This window comes from Streptococcus sp. 27098_8_69 (assembly GCF_041432445.1).
Lineage (GTDB): Bacteria > Bacillota > Bacilli > Lactobacillales > Streptococcaceae > Streptococcus.
Genome location: NZ_JAPVZO010000023.1, coordinates 1 through 14,665, shown reverse-complemented (window position 1 = coordinate 14,665; position 14,665 = coordinate 1). Strand labels below are relative to the sequence as shown.

Annotated in this window: 13 protein-coding genes; 4 read left to right on the top strand and 9 right to left on the bottom strand. The window is 38.8% G+C overall.

The annotated features are described in order from the left end of the window. The first annotated feature begins 72 nt into the window (after positions 1 to 72). Positions 73 to 1,521 carry an APC family permease gene (locus O3658_RS08270; RefSeq protein ID WP_371560748.1) on the top strand — a complete coding sequence of 483 codons (1,449 nt, stop codon included), beginning with the start codon at positions 73 to 75 and terminating at the stop codon, positions 1,519 to 1,521. Positions 1,522 to 1,639: 118 nt separating this feature from the next. On the opposite strand, the gene polA is transcribed toward O3658_RS08270, so the two are convergent. The 9 genes from polA to O3658_RS08225 form a co-directional block, all read right to left on the bottom strand. After that, the gene (polA, locus tag O3658_RS08265; RefSeq protein ID WP_371560746.1) at positions 1,640 to 4,273 is read right to left on the bottom strand and encodes a DNA polymerase I; all 2,634 of its coding nucleotides are present in this window, start codon (positions 4,271 to 4,273) and stop codon (positions 1,640 to 1,642) included. A 64-nt stretch (positions 4,274 to 4,337) separates the two neighbouring features. After that, complete coding sequence (locus tag O3658_RS08260; protein WP_371560744.1) at positions 4,338 to 5,471, bottom strand: SH3 domain-containing protein; 1,134 nt, start codon at positions 5,469 to 5,471, stop codon at positions 4,338 to 4,340. Between the two features lie 101 nt (positions 5,472 to 5,572). After that, positions 5,573 to 5,839, bottom strand: a complete 267-nt coding sequence (locus tag O3658_RS08255) for a Veg family protein (RefSeq protein WP_000128621.1) — start codon at positions 5,837 to 5,839, stop codon at positions 5,573 to 5,575. After that, positions 5,836 to 7,194: a replicative DNA helicase gene (gene dnaB, locus O3658_RS08250; protein ID WP_316107839.1), complete on the bottom strand. Its 1,359-nt coding sequence runs from the start codon at positions 7,192 to 7,194 to the stop codon at positions 5,836 to 5,838. The genes O3658_RS08255 and dnaB overlap by 4 nt, the downstream gene beginning before the upstream one ends. A gap of 42 nt (positions 7,195 to 7,236) precedes the next feature. After that, entirely contained in the window at positions 7,237 to 7,689 is a 453-nt protein-coding gene (rplI, locus tag O3658_RS08245) for a 50S ribosomal protein L9 (RefSeq protein ID WP_000864204.1), read from the bottom strand. Beyond that, complete coding sequence (locus O3658_RS08240) at positions 7,686 to 9,629, bottom strand: DHH family phosphoesterase (RefSeq protein WP_371560776.1); 1,944 nt, start codon at positions 9,627 to 9,629, stop codon at positions 7,686 to 7,688. Before O3658_RS08240 ends, rplI begins: the two co-directional genes overlap by 4 nt. Positions 9,630 to 9,807: 178 nt before the next feature. Continuing rightward, positions 9,808 to 10,350, bottom strand: coding sequence for a ribosome hibernation-promoting factor, HPF/YfiA family (gene hpf, locus O3658_RS08235; RefSeq protein ID WP_045762429.1), 543 nt, complete (start codon positions 10,348 to 10,350; stop codon positions 9,808 to 9,810). A 79-nt stretch (positions 10,351 to 10,429) separates the two neighbouring features. Next, a complete protein-coding gene (locus O3658_RS08230) occupies positions 10,430 to 11,092 on the bottom strand; it encodes a ComF family protein (protein ID WP_371560740.1) in 663 nt (220 codons plus the stop codon). Then, positions 11,089 to 12,387 (bottom strand): DEAD/DEAH box helicase, encoded by a 1,299-nt coding sequence (locus O3658_RS08225; RefSeq protein WP_371560738.1) that lies wholly within the window; start codon positions 12,385 to 12,387, stop codon positions 11,089 to 11,091. The genes O3658_RS08230 and O3658_RS08225 overlap by 4 nt, the downstream gene beginning before the upstream one ends. Before the next feature lie 55 nt (positions 12,388 to 12,442). Between O3658_RS08225 and O3658_RS08220 the strand changes: the two genes are divergently transcribed. The 3 genes from O3658_RS08220 to cysK all read left to right on the top strand — a co-directional run bounded on the left by O3658_RS08220 (position 12,443) and on the right by cysK (position 14,561). Further along, a complete protein-coding gene (locus tag O3658_RS08220) occupies positions 12,443 to 13,078 on the top strand; it encodes a YigZ family protein (RefSeq protein WP_371560736.1) in 636 nt (211 codons plus the stop codon). 16 nt (positions 13,079 to 13,094) lie between these two features. After that, positions 13,095 to 13,538, top strand: coding sequence for a PH domain-containing protein (locus O3658_RS08215; protein WP_371560734.1), 444 nt, complete (start codon positions 13,095 to 13,097; stop codon positions 13,536 to 13,538). Between the two features lie 96 nt (positions 13,539 to 13,634). Beyond that, positions 13,635 to 14,561 (top strand): cysteine synthase A, encoded by a 927-nt coding sequence (cysK, locus tag O3658_RS08210; protein ID WP_371560732.1) that lies wholly within the window; start codon positions 13,635 to 13,637, stop codon positions 14,559 to 14,561. Positions 14,562 to 14,665 lie beyond the last annotated feature (104 nt).

Here is a 14,665-nt window from a genome sequence, read left to right as displayed (position 1 = left end):
AGGAAATTTCGGATTTTGTTAGGCGCTTTCAAAAAAACATGATATACTGAAATTAATAGAAAAGGAGACATTATGAAAAAAGATCAACACCAACTTAATTGGCTGATGGTTTCTCTGATTGCCTTCAACATGGTTTGGGGGCTAGGAAACGTCGTCAACAACTATTCTCAACAGGGAATTTCAGTCGTCGTATCTTGGATTTTGATCCTCGCACTCTACTTCATCCCTTATTCCCTCATCGTTGGACAACTGGGTTCTACCTTTAAGGAAAGCGGAAGCGGTGTTAGTGACTGGGTTGAAAAAACATCAACCAAACGTCTAGCTTACTTTGCTGCTTGGACCTACTGGGTTGTGCATATCCCTTATCTCGCACAAAAACCTCAAGGAATTCTAATTCCGCTTGGTTGGGCCTTGCAAGGTAACGGACAATTCCTTAAACAAATCGACATCCACTGGATCGTTATTCTCTGCTTGCTAATCTTTGGACTTTTCCTCTACCTTTCTACAAAGGGATTGGCAACTCTAAAAGTCATTGGTAGCTTGGCAGGAAGTGCTATGTTGATTATGTCTTTACTCTTTGTGCTTTTGGCTGTCGGTCTGCCTTTCATCAAGCCAGATATTCAGTTTGCGACACCACACATGGATCAACTGAGCACCTACATTCCAAACTTTGATTTTTCTTACTTTACAACGATTTCACTACTGGTCTTTGCCGTTGGTGGTTGTGAAAAAATTTCCCCATATGTCAATCAAACCCGCAACCCTGCAAAAGAATTTCCAAAAGGTATGATTGTAATGGCCATCATGGTCGGACTTTCTGCTATCCTTGGATCAGTTGCCATGGGAATGCTATTTGATGGCAATAACATCCCTGAAGACCTCATGCGTAATGGTGCTTATCAAGCCTTCCAAATGTTAGGAAATTCTTGGGGAGTTGGAAACCTCTTTGTTGTGATCTACGCTCTTACAAACATGGTCGGACAAATCGCTGCGCTTGCCTTCTCTATTGACGCACCATTGCAAATCCTTCTCAATAACGCTGATGAAGACTACATCCCAAGCTGGCTTCGCAAACGTACTGAAAAAGGTGTCCTCATTAACGGCTACCTCCTTACAGGCGTCCTTGTCAGTCTCATCATTATCCTCCCAATTTTTGGTATTCAGGAAATTGACGGACTTGTAAAATGGATGACAAACCTCAATTCGATCGTAATGCCAATGCGTTACCTCTGGGTATTCCTTGCCTATATGATGCTTAATCGCGCTTGGAAGACATACAAAAATGCCGAATACAAGTTTGTGAACAATCCTAAACTTGGCTTTATTATCGGTACTTGGTGCTTCCTCTTTACTGCCTTTGCTTGTATCCTTGGTATGGTTCCAAAAATTAACTATGCTGAGAATCCAACTGCTTGGCAATTCTCTCTTCTTACAAACATCTTGACTCCAATTATTCTGATTGGATTAGGTGTGATTCTACCAGTACTTGCCAAAAAAGAACAAAAGAAACAAATCAAATAAATTCTACTACTAGCTAGATAAAATCGATTTTATCTTTGCTTGAAAGAATTTTCTCAGCAAAAATCCCCTTTGAACAGTAACGTTCAAGGGGATTTCTTTTTGTTTGATTGTTTATTTTTTACTTGGCCTCATACCAAGTTGCGCCTTCATTTTCATCAGCAATGAGGGGCACACTGAGTTGAATAGCTTCTTCCATGGTTTGCTTGACGAGTTTTTTGATGGCAGCTAATTCTGACTTAGGCACTTCAAGAACGATTTCATCGTGTACTTGTAGAAGCATCTTAGTCTGATAACCACCTGCAACCAAGGCTTTATCCAGCTGAATCATAGCGATTTTGAGAATATCTGCAGCCGATCCTTGGATAGGTGAGTTGATGGCTGTACGTTCCGCAAAACCACGAATATTAAAGTTACGCGAATTGATATCTGGCAACTCACGACGACGCTTGAAGAGAGTTTCTACATAGCCCTTATCACGCGCCTCACGCACCACTTCATCCATGTAGTTTTTAATACCTGGGAAGCGTTCAAAGTAAGTATCAATATAGGCTTTTGCTTCCTTACGGCTGATGCCCAGATTATTAGACAAGCCAAAGTCTGAAATTCCGTAAACCACTCCAAAGTTGACAGCCTTGGCGTTGCGACGGTCATTCGGAGTCACATCCTCAGGACGTTCAATTCCAAAGACACGCATGGCTGTCGAGGTATGGATATCTGCCCCTTCTTGGAAGGCTTTAATCAAGTGCTCATCCTTAGAGATATGCGCCAAAACTCGCAATTCAATCTGTGAATAGTCCGAGCTGAGAAGGACACTGTCCTCCCACTCTGGCACGAAAGCCTTACGAATGAGACGACCTTGCTCCAAACGAACAGGGATATTTTGCAAGTTTGGATCGACACTAGACAGACGACCTGTCTGAGTCAAATCTTGCACATAGCGCGTGTGAATCTTGCCATCAGCTAAAATCCAGTCCTGCAAACCAATCACATAAGTCGATTGAATCTTAGCAATCTGACGGTAATCGAGAATTTTCTTGACGATTGGTGCAATAGGAGCTAGACGTTCCAAGACATCCACGGCTGTCGAGTACCCTGTCTTGGTTTTCTTGGTATATTCGAGAGGGAGACCTAGCTTTTCAAAAAGCAATTCGCCAAGTTGTTTAGGCGAGTTGATATTAAACTCCTCACCAGCCAACTCATAAATCTCTTGCGTCAGCTTTTCAATGACAAGTTCATTTTCAGCTTGCATCTCAAGAAGTGTTTCTTTTTTAACCTTGATCCCAGCAATTTCCATCTTGGCAAGGACAAAGGCTAGAGGTTGCTCCATGTCATAAAGGAGGTCCAATTGTCCGTTTTCGCTTAATTTTTCAAGTAAGACAGGCTCCGTCTCAACTAATACAGCAACCTTACGAGCCAAGTGCTCCAAGAATTTTTCTCGCTCTGGAATAGCTTTCTTAACGCCCTTACCATAGAAGGTTTCATCATCGGCTAGGTAAGTTTGGCCATAGAGACTAGCAATGGTTGAAATTTCATTATTCTCGACTGTTGATAGGAGATATTTTGCTAAGCGGCTGTCAAAAGCAGGAGCCTGCAAATTCAAACCAAAGCGATTTAAGAGAACTTTTGCTTTCTTAAAGTCGTATACTTTCAGAGGTGTTTTTTCTAGAAAAGCCTTAAGAATCGGCTCCTGCAGAAGTTCCAGCTTATCTGTAGCATAGAGTTTGTCTCCGCATGACCAGGCAAAACCAATCAGGTCATCTGTATGGTAGTTTTCTCCAAAAAGTTCAAAGTGGAAGATAGAATCTGCACTCAGCATATCTTCCTTCACTTGATCTACGATGGTAAAGTCCAAACTCTCAGCCACATCACTTGAAGATACATTCAAAGCTTGTTTGAGCTGTTTAAAGCCCATCTCATCGTAGAATTTACCTAAACTTTCCACATTTGGTCCGCTATAAACTAAATCATCCAGTCCAATCTCAATCGGTGCCTTAATATCGATAGTTGCCAGTGTTTTAGACAGAAAGGCTTGTTCCTTGTCATTGACAAGATTTTCCTTCATCTTTGAAGCCTTCATACTATCGATGTTTTCATAAATACCTTCGAGCGAGCCATGTTCTAACAAGAGCTTGATACCAGTCTTTTCACCAATCTTGGTTACGCCAGGGATATTATCTGACTTATCTCCCATGAGGGCTTTAAGATCAATGAACTGAGTTGGTGTGATACCCATCTTTTCCATGAGATATTCTGGTGTAAATGCCTCAAACTCAGCTACACCTTTCTTAGAAATCTCAACCACTGTATGTTCATCTGTCAACTGGATCAAGTCCTTGTCTCCACTGACGATAGTTACATCAAATGAATCTTTTTCAGCCAAACGACCCAAGGTACCAATGATATCATCCGCCTCATACTGGGCTAACTCATAATGACGAATTCCAAGATGATCTAGCAACTCACGAATAAAAGGGAATTGCTCACGAAACTCATCCGGAGTCTTGGCACGACCACCCTTGTAATCTGCATACATCTCGGTACGGAAAGTCGTTTTACCCGCATCAAAAGCAACCAAGATATGACTCGGTTGAACACGCTCCAACAGGTGATTTAGCATCAAATGAAAACCGTAGATTGCATTGGTATGTAGTCCATTGTCATTTTTAAAACGATCCAGTTGCTGGTAAAGTGCAAAAAATGCTCGGAAAGCAACTGAAGAGCCGTCAATTAGTAATAATTTTTTCTTGTCCATACACCCATTATAAAGGAAAGCAGGGAAAAATACCATTAGGAAGAGCCCAAATGCTGAATAACACTTATGATGCTGGATTTTCTACTCGAACTCCATCACCATCAACTTGAAATCCATCGATAGTAGTATTTACTGCCAATTCTCCAGATGCATTTACATAGTAATGTTTTCCTGAAACCTGGAACCACTGACTGGTTTTCATAGCTCCAGAACTTTCCAGATAATACCAAATACCCTTATCCTTCAACCAACCTGTCTGCATTTCACCAGATGACTTCAGATAATACCAATTCGAACCTTCTTTTAACCAGCCTGTCGTCATTCTACCATCAACTTGCAAATGATACCAGTTCCCATTAATCTTCTTCCAACCGACTGCTTTTTGACCATTGTCATAGTAGTACCAAGCTGTTCCCTCTTTTTCCCAACCATTTTTAGAACTACTTGTTTTAGTTAAGGGGATATAGCGTCTGTTTCCACTTCGTGAAATATAACTAATCCATTTATATCCTTCTTTTTCAAAGGTTTGATCATAATGAACACTCATTCCAGCTTCGTAGTAATCAATGACAGTAGATGTCAATGATGGCTGATCCATAATGGCTGCTTTTTCTGTAAAAATATGTGTCCCACTAGATACGAGTGATAACTGATAATTTCCTAAGCTAGTATTCCCCACATCTTTAAAATGAATGAATCCAGTCATAGAATTGGCCTTTACCGTTCGTCGATTGTACCTTTCTCTGACTCCATAATTGTATTCTTCAATTTCAATCATATCACCAAAAACATTGGATACCCAAGCGACATGACCATACTGTCCACTCGTATCCCAAGCGATAGAACCAATTGCTGGGCGCTGATCTACGCGATAACCTTCTCGTTTAGCACGATATCCCCATTCATTAGCATTTCCATAAGCCGCCGGAATTTCAAAACCATTGACATTACTCAAACGAAAGGCTGCAAAAGAAGTACACTGACGAGAATACATGCGCCATTTATCAATCTCCTGACTCCCATTTTTATAATAATAGGGATAATCATCTCCACGCGCCTGTGATCCATTGTTTGCCTGGTTGGCATGAACAGTTCCTCCACTAAATAAAAAAATACCTGCTAAAACTAGTGAAGCTGATCCTACAGCTGTCTTTCTGAGAAAAGTTCCCTTTTTATGTCCTGCTTTAGTAAATGTCATTCATTCTCCTTCAAATAATTAAATTTTTGAGGTTGACCTCATCTATATCATTCGAAAGAAAAAGAAAAAAGTGAGAAATCTTCTCACTTTCATGATTATCCTTAATCCAAATAATGAATTAAGTTCTTTTCTGTTAAAATATCTGAATAGGTGAAAGATTCAACATAGACATTAGCCTGTTTGTCTCCTTCAACATTTCCAAACTCAACGATGAAGAGCGATGGATAAACCTCAATTAGTTTTCCTAAACGATTCTTTTGGCGTTTACGACCATTTTCTAAGGTCATTTCTACCACTTGTCCCTCATGCGCCTTAATTTCTTCTTTGATTTTTTTCATTTTAGCCACATCTGTAAATGCGTCTGTCATCTTGGTTCCTCCATCTTCGAAATACTTGAAAATTTATTATATTCTTTTTGGAAAATCAATTCTACCGTTCCGCGAGCACCGCTACGGTTTTTCTCGATAATCACTTCTACTTTATTATTTGGAATGCCTTCCTCCTCTTCACCACCGCGCTCATAATAGTCATCACGATAGAGAAAGGCTACGATATCAGCATCCTGCTCAATAGATCCAGATTCACGAATATCAGACAAGACTGGTCTCTTATCTTGACGTTGTTCAACTCCACGGGACAGCTGACTGAGAGCTATAACTGGAACTTTGAGTTCTTTCGCTAAGATTTTCAACTGACGCGAAATTTCAGATACTTCTTGTTGACGATTTTCCCGACCAGTTCCTGTGATAAGTTGGAGATAGTCAATTAAAATCAAACCTAAATTCCCTGTTTCCTGAGCCAGTTTACGGGAACGGGAGCGAATTTCTGTGATCCGAATCCCAGGTGTGTCATCAATATAGATACTTGCATTAGCTAAATTTCCCTGAGCAATCGTATACTTGCGCCATTCTTCCTCAGTCAATTGACCTGTACGGATAGAATGCGACTCTACCAACCCTTCCGCAGCCAGCATACGATCGACCAAGCTTTCAGCACCCATTTCCAGAGAGAAAATAGCAACTGTCTTGTCTAGTTTGGTTCCGATATTTTGCGCAATATTCAAAGCAAAGGCTGTCTTACCAACCGCAGGACGAGCTGCCAAAATGATCAATTCTTCCTCATGCAGACCAGTCGTCATATGGTCTAAATCTCGATAACCTGTCGCAATTCCCGTGATATCCGAAGTCTGTTGAGAACGAGCTTCTAGATTTCCGAAGTTGATATTCAGAATATCCCGAATATTTTTAAAGCCATTTCGATTGGCATTCTCACTGACGTCAATCAAACCTTTTTCTGCACGAGCGATAATTTCGTCAGCAGGTTGAGAAGCTTCATAGGCTAGGTTTACAGACTCTGTCAACTTAGCGATTAGGCGTCGAAGCATAGCCTTTTCTGCTACAATTTTAGCATAGTATTCCGCATTGGCAGAGGTAGGCACTGAATTGACAATCTCAACCAGATAAGACAAGCCTCCAATAGTTTGTAAATCACCCTGGCTATCTAGTATCGTCCGAACTGTGGTTGCGTCAATAGCATCTCCACGATCAGACAAATCAACCATAGCCTGAAAAATCAAACGGTGAGCATACTTAAAGAAGTCCTGTGAATCGATATATTCTCGGACAAAAACGAGTTTAGTCTCATCAATAAAAATGGCTCCTAAAACAGATTGTTCTGCTAGGATATCTTGAGGCTGAACACGCAGTTCTTCAACTTCTGCCATCAGACTTTCCTTCCTTTTACAAAATTGTCAACTAATCGTAAATTAAGCTTCCTTGACACGCAGATTGATTACACTTGTCACATCTTGATAAATCTTCACTGGAACATCAATCAAACCAACTGCTCGAATTGGTGATTGAACTTGAATATGGCGTTTATCAATTTTTATACCAAATTGTTTTTGCAATTCTTCTGCAATTTTCTTGTTGGTAATAGATCCAAATGTACGACCGTCTGGACCAACCTTTTCGACAAACTCAACGATTGTTTCTTCTGCTTCCAGTTTTGCTTTAATTTCCTTAGCTTCTGCAAGCATCTCTGCATGTGCTTTTTCTTCTGATTTTTGTTTACCACGCAACTCACCAATAGCTTGAGCTGTCGCTTCCTTAGCAAGGTTTTTCTTAATTAAAAAGTTTTGTGCATATCCAGTTGGGACTTCTTTAATTTCACCTTTTTTTCCTTTACCTTTAACATCTGCTAAAAAGATTACTTTCATTCTTCTGACTCCTTTTCTTTTATTTCATTAAAAATAACTGTTTTTAGTTTGTCTCCTACTTCTTGCAGACTCATATCTGTCAAACGTGCCGCAGCTAAGTTAAAGTGACCACCGCCACCTAACTCTTCCATAATTCGCTGGACATTGATCTTACTTCTGCTTCGCGCAGAAATGGAGATTGCTCCTTGACTATTCTTAGCAAGTACAAAGCTGGCCTCTATACCAGACATAGCAAGCATAGCGTCAGCAGCCTTACTAATAACAACCGTATCGTACTCTTTATCCTCCAAAGCTTGAGCAACCAGGATTGATGGCTGCACCATTTGCCCTTGTAAAATTAACTCATTTACTAATCGATATTCTTCAAAATCAGTGGCCGAAATTTCCTGAATGACAATGCTATCACTCCCTCTCGTTCTGAGATAACTTGCAACATCAAAAGTTCGACTAGTTACCCGAGAGGTGAAATTTTTAGTATCCAGCATCATCCCTCCCATAAGAACACTAGCCTGAATACGACTCAAACGTTTCTTCTTAGAGTTTTGAAATTGAATCAATTCTGTTACTAGTTCACTAGCACTACTAGCTCCACTCTCGATATAGGTAATGACCGAATTATCTGGAAAATCTTGGTCACGACGATGATGGTCAATGACAATCGTCTGGGTAAACAAGTCATAAAACTCTTTGGATAAGGTTAAAGCTGTCTTAGAATGGTCAACCATCACCAGTAAGGAGCGTTTGGTAACCATTGTCATCGCTTGATTTAAAGGAAGAAGTTTTGAAACACTCTCATCTTCCAAATAATTGATCGCTCGAGCGATATCTGGAGACAGCTGTGTAGGATCATAAACCACATAACTATCTTCTAGTACATTACTCGAAAACAACTGCATTCCAACTGCTGAACCAAGAGCATCCATGTCAAGATTCTTGTGACCAACAACAAAAACTCGATCGACACTTTTAAGTTTATCTGAGATAGCTGTCATCATAGCACGAGTTCGTGTCCGAGTTCGTTTAACAGATGCTGCTGAACCGCCTCCAAAGTAGATTGGATTTTTGGTTTCATCATTCTCTTTTACAACTACTTGGTCACCACCACGAACTTCGGCTAAGTTGAGATTGAGGAGAGCAACCTTCCCAATCTGGTCATGATTACCATCACCATAGGAAACTCCTATACTCATCGTTAGTGGTAAATTCCGTTGCTTAGCTTCCTCACGAAAGGTATCAATCACAGAAAATTTATCCTGCATCAAGTGATCAAGTACGGTATAGTCCGTAAATAAATAGAAACGATCCATACTCACTCTACGCGAAAACATAGCATATTTCGTACTAAATTCTGAAATAAAATTTGCAACAAAACTATTGATATGACTAATGTCTGATTCAGACGTTTCATTTTCCAAATCATCATAGTTATCAACTGAGATAATCCCGATTACCGGTCTACTTGTCACAAGCTCAGCAGTTGCTTCATACTCACCAGAAACATCAAAAAAGTATAAGACACCCGAATTTCTATCCAAATGCACCGCATACCTTTTCTCACCAATATTGGCATAAGTACCAGGTGATGAAATCGAACTCCTTAAAATCATTTGAAATTGAGGAAAATCAATTTCTCCATCCTCAGTTGTCAAAATTAATTCAGCATAGGGATTGAACCACTCAATCTCACTACTGTTCATATTTAATTTAACAACCCCAACAGGCATTTGCTCAAGAAGGGCACTCAAACTATCCGTAGCCTGATGATTGACATACTGGATTTGCTCGATATCCGTTTTTTTGTAGTATTTTTTCTGGAAATTAAATAGCAGAACATAGAATACTAAAAATAAAAATAGGCTCGCTATAGTGACAAAATCATCCTTTACAAACACAATCAAAATAGTCATCATCGTAAAGGTTACCATAGCAATCAGATACATAAAAAAGGGATTTATTTCATTTTTTTTCATTACAAACCTCTTGCGCATTATTATACCATAAATGTAGCCAAAATGCGACTTTTAAAGAGGAAACACTATTTTCAAATAATAGTAAAACATCCAAACCAAAAAGTGGTTTACACTAGTGTAAACCACTTTTACAGACTAATTTTTTTGATTATTTAACTTCTAGAAGACCAATGTCTCCATCTTCACGACGATAAATAACATTTGTTGTTTCATCTTCAACATCTACATAGATAAAGAAGTCGTGTCCCAATAAATCCATCTGTAAGATAGCTTCTTCCAAATCCATTGGTTTCAAATCAATTTGTTTTGAACGAACAACTTTTGGTTGTGCTACATCTAAGTCCTCAACTAAAGCATCTGTAAAGAGTTGACTTGTAGATACTTTATTTCTGTTCTTACGTTCAATTTTAGTTTTGTTTTTACGAATCTGACGCTCAATCTTATCTGTAACCAAATCAATAGAACCGTACATATCTTGAGAAATATCTTCTGCACGAAGAGTAATAGATCCAAGCGGAATGGTTACTTCAACTTTAGCAGTCTTTTCACGATAAACTTTCAAGTTAACACGCGCATCCAATTCTTGATCTGCTTGGAAGTATTTTTCGATCTTTTCGAGTTTAGAAACTACATAATCACGAATTGCTTCTGTTACTTCTAGGTTTTCACCACGGATACTATATTTAATCATATAAGTACCTTCTTTCTAAACATATTTGTTTTTCTAATTATATTATAACGCTTTCATAAAATTTTTGCAAACTTTTTCCTCATCTTGCGAGGGAAAAAGTTTTAATATTCTGACAACCAGCCTCTAAAAGCATACTTTTAAGACGATTCAAGGTAGTTCCAGTTGTATAAATATCATCAAAGAGTAAGATATTTTCTGGGGGCTTCACTCCATCTTTCAATAAAAATGGAAACTCTGTAAGTAAACGATCAGATCGATTTTTTGAAGAACTAGCCTCCACTTCTTTTTTAACCAAAATATCCAGATATGTTAACCCTGTCTCCTTCATCAGACCTTCAACTTGATTAAAGCCTCTGCTTTTTAAACGCTGGTCACTCAGAGGAACAATCACAATCTGATAGTTCTTATACTTCTTTAACTCTTTTTGCAATATCTCAGAAAATACCTTTCTAAGAAGATAATCACCATCAAATTTATAGCGACTAAAATACTCTTTCATAGCCTGATTATAGGAATAAAGAGCTGCATGATCAACCTTTACACCTTTTTTACACCAAAATTGACAATCTTGACAATTTGTTGACACATCTTTTTTGAAACAACTAGGGCAATGGTTGTCACCGATACTCTCAAAAGACGATATACAAGATTCACATACTAGTTCCTCCTCCTTTTTAAAACAGAGCAGGTTAGTAAAGCTTATCTCTGTTTGCAAGCTTTTAGCACACAATAAACACTTCATACTCCTGCCTCCTGATTCATTTGTTTAATCTCCTTTATGGCTCTCTTAATAGACTGATTGAGTCCGTCATGGAAAAATATAAGTTCTCCAGTAGGACGATCCATGCTTCTTCCAACTCGTCCACCAATTTGTACTAAACTTGACTTGGTAAAGAGTTGATGATTGGCTTCCACCACAAAAACATCTACACGAGGGAAGGTAACTCCACGCTCTAATATAGTTGTGCTTATTAATATCGATAACTTTCCATCTCGAAAGGCCTGTACCTGCTCTAATCGGTCTTCTGTGATTGAGGATACAAAGCCTATTTTCTCATTCGGAAACTTCTCCTGCAAAATTTCTTTTAGCTTTTCTCCCTTTTTAATCTCAGAGGCAAAGATTAGTAAGGGATAGGCCGTCTTTCTCTGTTTCTCAATGTAAAGTTTTAATTTTGGAGGTAAGCCATTTTTTTCTAAATATCTATTAAAATGCGATAACCAGATTGGCTTGGGAACAATGAGAGGATTTCCATGAAAGCGACGTGGCAAACTGAGACGCTTTAACTCCCCTTGTTTAACTTTTCTGTCTAACTCATCTGTTGACGTTGCTGTTAAAAATATTCTCAATCCATTTTCCTTTACACAATTGTTGACAGCATGGTAAAGCACTGGATTATCAACATAAGGAAAGGCATCCACTTCATCCACAATCAATAAATCAAAAGCTTGATAAAATTTTAATAGTTGGTGAGTGGTTGCTACAACTAAAGGTGTACGAAAATAGGGATCCGACTCCCCATGTAGTAGCGCAATCTCACATGCAAAATCATTTTGTAGTCGTTTATGTAGCTCTAAGCAAACATCAATTCGTGGACTGGCCAGACAAACAGCTCCACCTTGATCAATCACCTTGGCAACAACTTGGTAGATCATCTCAGTCTTACCAGCTCCTGTCACTGCATGTACCAAGGTAGCCTCCTTCTTATCTACCGCCTGAAGGAGTCCTTGTGATACCCGCTCTTGAAATGGAGTCAGTTGACCTGACCATTTGAGTACATCTTGCTGTGGAAACCTTTCTTGCGGAAAATAATAGAGATTTTGATCACTTCTTATTCGCTTCATAATCAAGCATTCTCGGCAATAAAAAGCACCAATAGGCAAATGCCATTCTTCTTCTATCTGACTACCACAACGCTGACAATATTGTTGATCCTTTTCTTTTTTCATGGATGGAATTTGTTTTGCTTGTTGTCTCTCCTCATGACTTAATTCTTGCTCGGTAAAAAGGCGACCGAGATAATTTGGATTTACTTTCATATTTCTTTATTCGTAAAATGTAGAACTTTACGCTATTTTTTAGTACAATAAAAATATGGAATACAGAACTATAAAAGAGGACGGACAAGTCCAAGAAGAAATCAAAAAATCACGCTTTATCTGTCATGCCAAACGTGTCTATAGTGAGGAAGAGGCTCGTGATTTTATCACAACTATTAAAAAAGAACACTATAAAGCTACCCACAACTGCTCTGCTTTTATTGTCGGTGAGCGTAGTGAAATCAAGCGAACTAGTGATGATGGAGAGCCTAGTGGGACTGCTGGCGTTCCTATGCTAGGAGTTCTGGAGAATCACAACCTTACTAATGTCTGTGTTGTAGTTACTCGTTATTTTGGTGGTATCAAACTAGGGGCTGGTGGTTTGATTCGCGCTTATGCTGGTAGTGTTGCTCTAGCAGTTAAGGAAATTGGCATTATTGAAATCAAAGAGCAAGCAGGGATACAGATTCACATGACCTATGCCCAGTATCAAGAATATGGGAATTTTCTTAAAGAGCATAATCTCATAGAATTAGAGACAAACTTTACAGATCAAGTTGACACTATGATTTTCATTGATAAAGAAAAGAAAGACGGTATCAAGGCTGAACTCATTGAATTTTTCAATGGAAAAGTTACTCTAACTGATAAAGGTTTACGTGAAGTTGAAGCACCTGTAAACCTATCGTAAAGAAAGGAAATATCATATGGCTTTTGGAAGATTAATTCAGGGACTCGCTGGAAACTTCAGTGAGCAAAGTAAAGAAGCTCTTACCAGAGAGTTTGGACAATATTTATTGGAGAACGAGGAAATTCAAAGTGGATATAAACTCATTCGTGACTCAATTATCTTTACAAATATCCGAATCATCTTTACAGATAAACAAGGGGCAACCGGACGGAAGATGTCTATCAAATCAATTTTCCTCATGAACATTATCAATGTTGAAATGGAAACTGCTGGACTTGGGATTGATGATAGTGAGATTACGATTACTTATTTAGAAAATGCCTTTTTAAAATCTCACAATGAGCATTTTAATTCTCACAAATTTGAATTTCCAAAGAAAACTGATATTGTACCTCTTTACACCTATCTATTTGACTTAGCTTATCATAATCGTTTGAATATGAATGGTTTGAATCACTGATATAAAAAAATCCTATCACTCCGATAGGATTTCTATATTTTACAAAAGTTAAAGTTAGAGTTATACTAGTAGCATCTTATATAAAGAGGTGCTAATATGGCAATTTATAACAATATCACAGAACTCATCGGTAGAACACCGATTGTTAAATTGAATAACATTGTACCAGAAGGTGCAGCAGATGTTTATGTAAAACTTGAAGCTTTTAACCCAGGATCGTCAGTTAAGGACCGTATCGCCCTAAGCATGATTGAAAAAGCAGAACAAGAAGGTAAATTGAAACCAGGTTCTACCATTGTAGAAGCAACTAGTGGGAACACTGGTATTGGTCTCTCATGGGTTGGTGCCGCTAAAGGTTATAAAGTTGTTATCGTTATGCCTGAAACAATGAGCGTGGAACGTCGTAAAATTATCCAAGCTTATGGAGCTGAACTAGTTCTCACTCCTGGTAGCGAAGGAATGAAAGGTGCGATTGCAAAAGCGCAGGAAATTGCTGCTGAGCGTGATGGTTTCCTACCATTACAGTTTAATAACCAAGCTAACCCAGAGGTTCACGAAAGAACAACAGGAGCTGAAATTCTAGCTGATTTCGGAGCTGATGGTTTATACGCCTTTGTTGCCGGTGTTGGTACTGGAGGAACTATTTCTGGTGTTTCTCATGCTCTTAAAACTGCTAACTCAAATATTCAAGTTTTTGCTGTTGAGGCAGACGAGTCAGCTATCTTGTCTGGTGAAAAGCCAGGTCCTCACAAAATTCAAGGTATCTCTGCTGGATTCATTCCAGATACACTTGATACAAAAGCTTACGATGGTATCGTTCGTGTAGCATCAGATAATGCTCTAGCACTTGGCCGTGAAATCGGTGGAAAAGAAGGATTCTTAGTCGGTATTTCTTCTGCAGCAGCTATCTATGCAGCAATTGAAGTCGCTAAAAAACTTGGAGCAGGTAAAAAAGTCCTTGCGCTTGCACCAGATAACGGAGAACGTTACCTATCTACAGCACTCTATGAATTCGAAGTGTAGTCTCCTAAATACACTAAGCCCTTGTATAGGGCTTTTTGTTTACCGTTTAAAATAAAAAAGGATTCCTATGAATCCCCTCTAACAAAAGAAAAGGAAGCAAATTA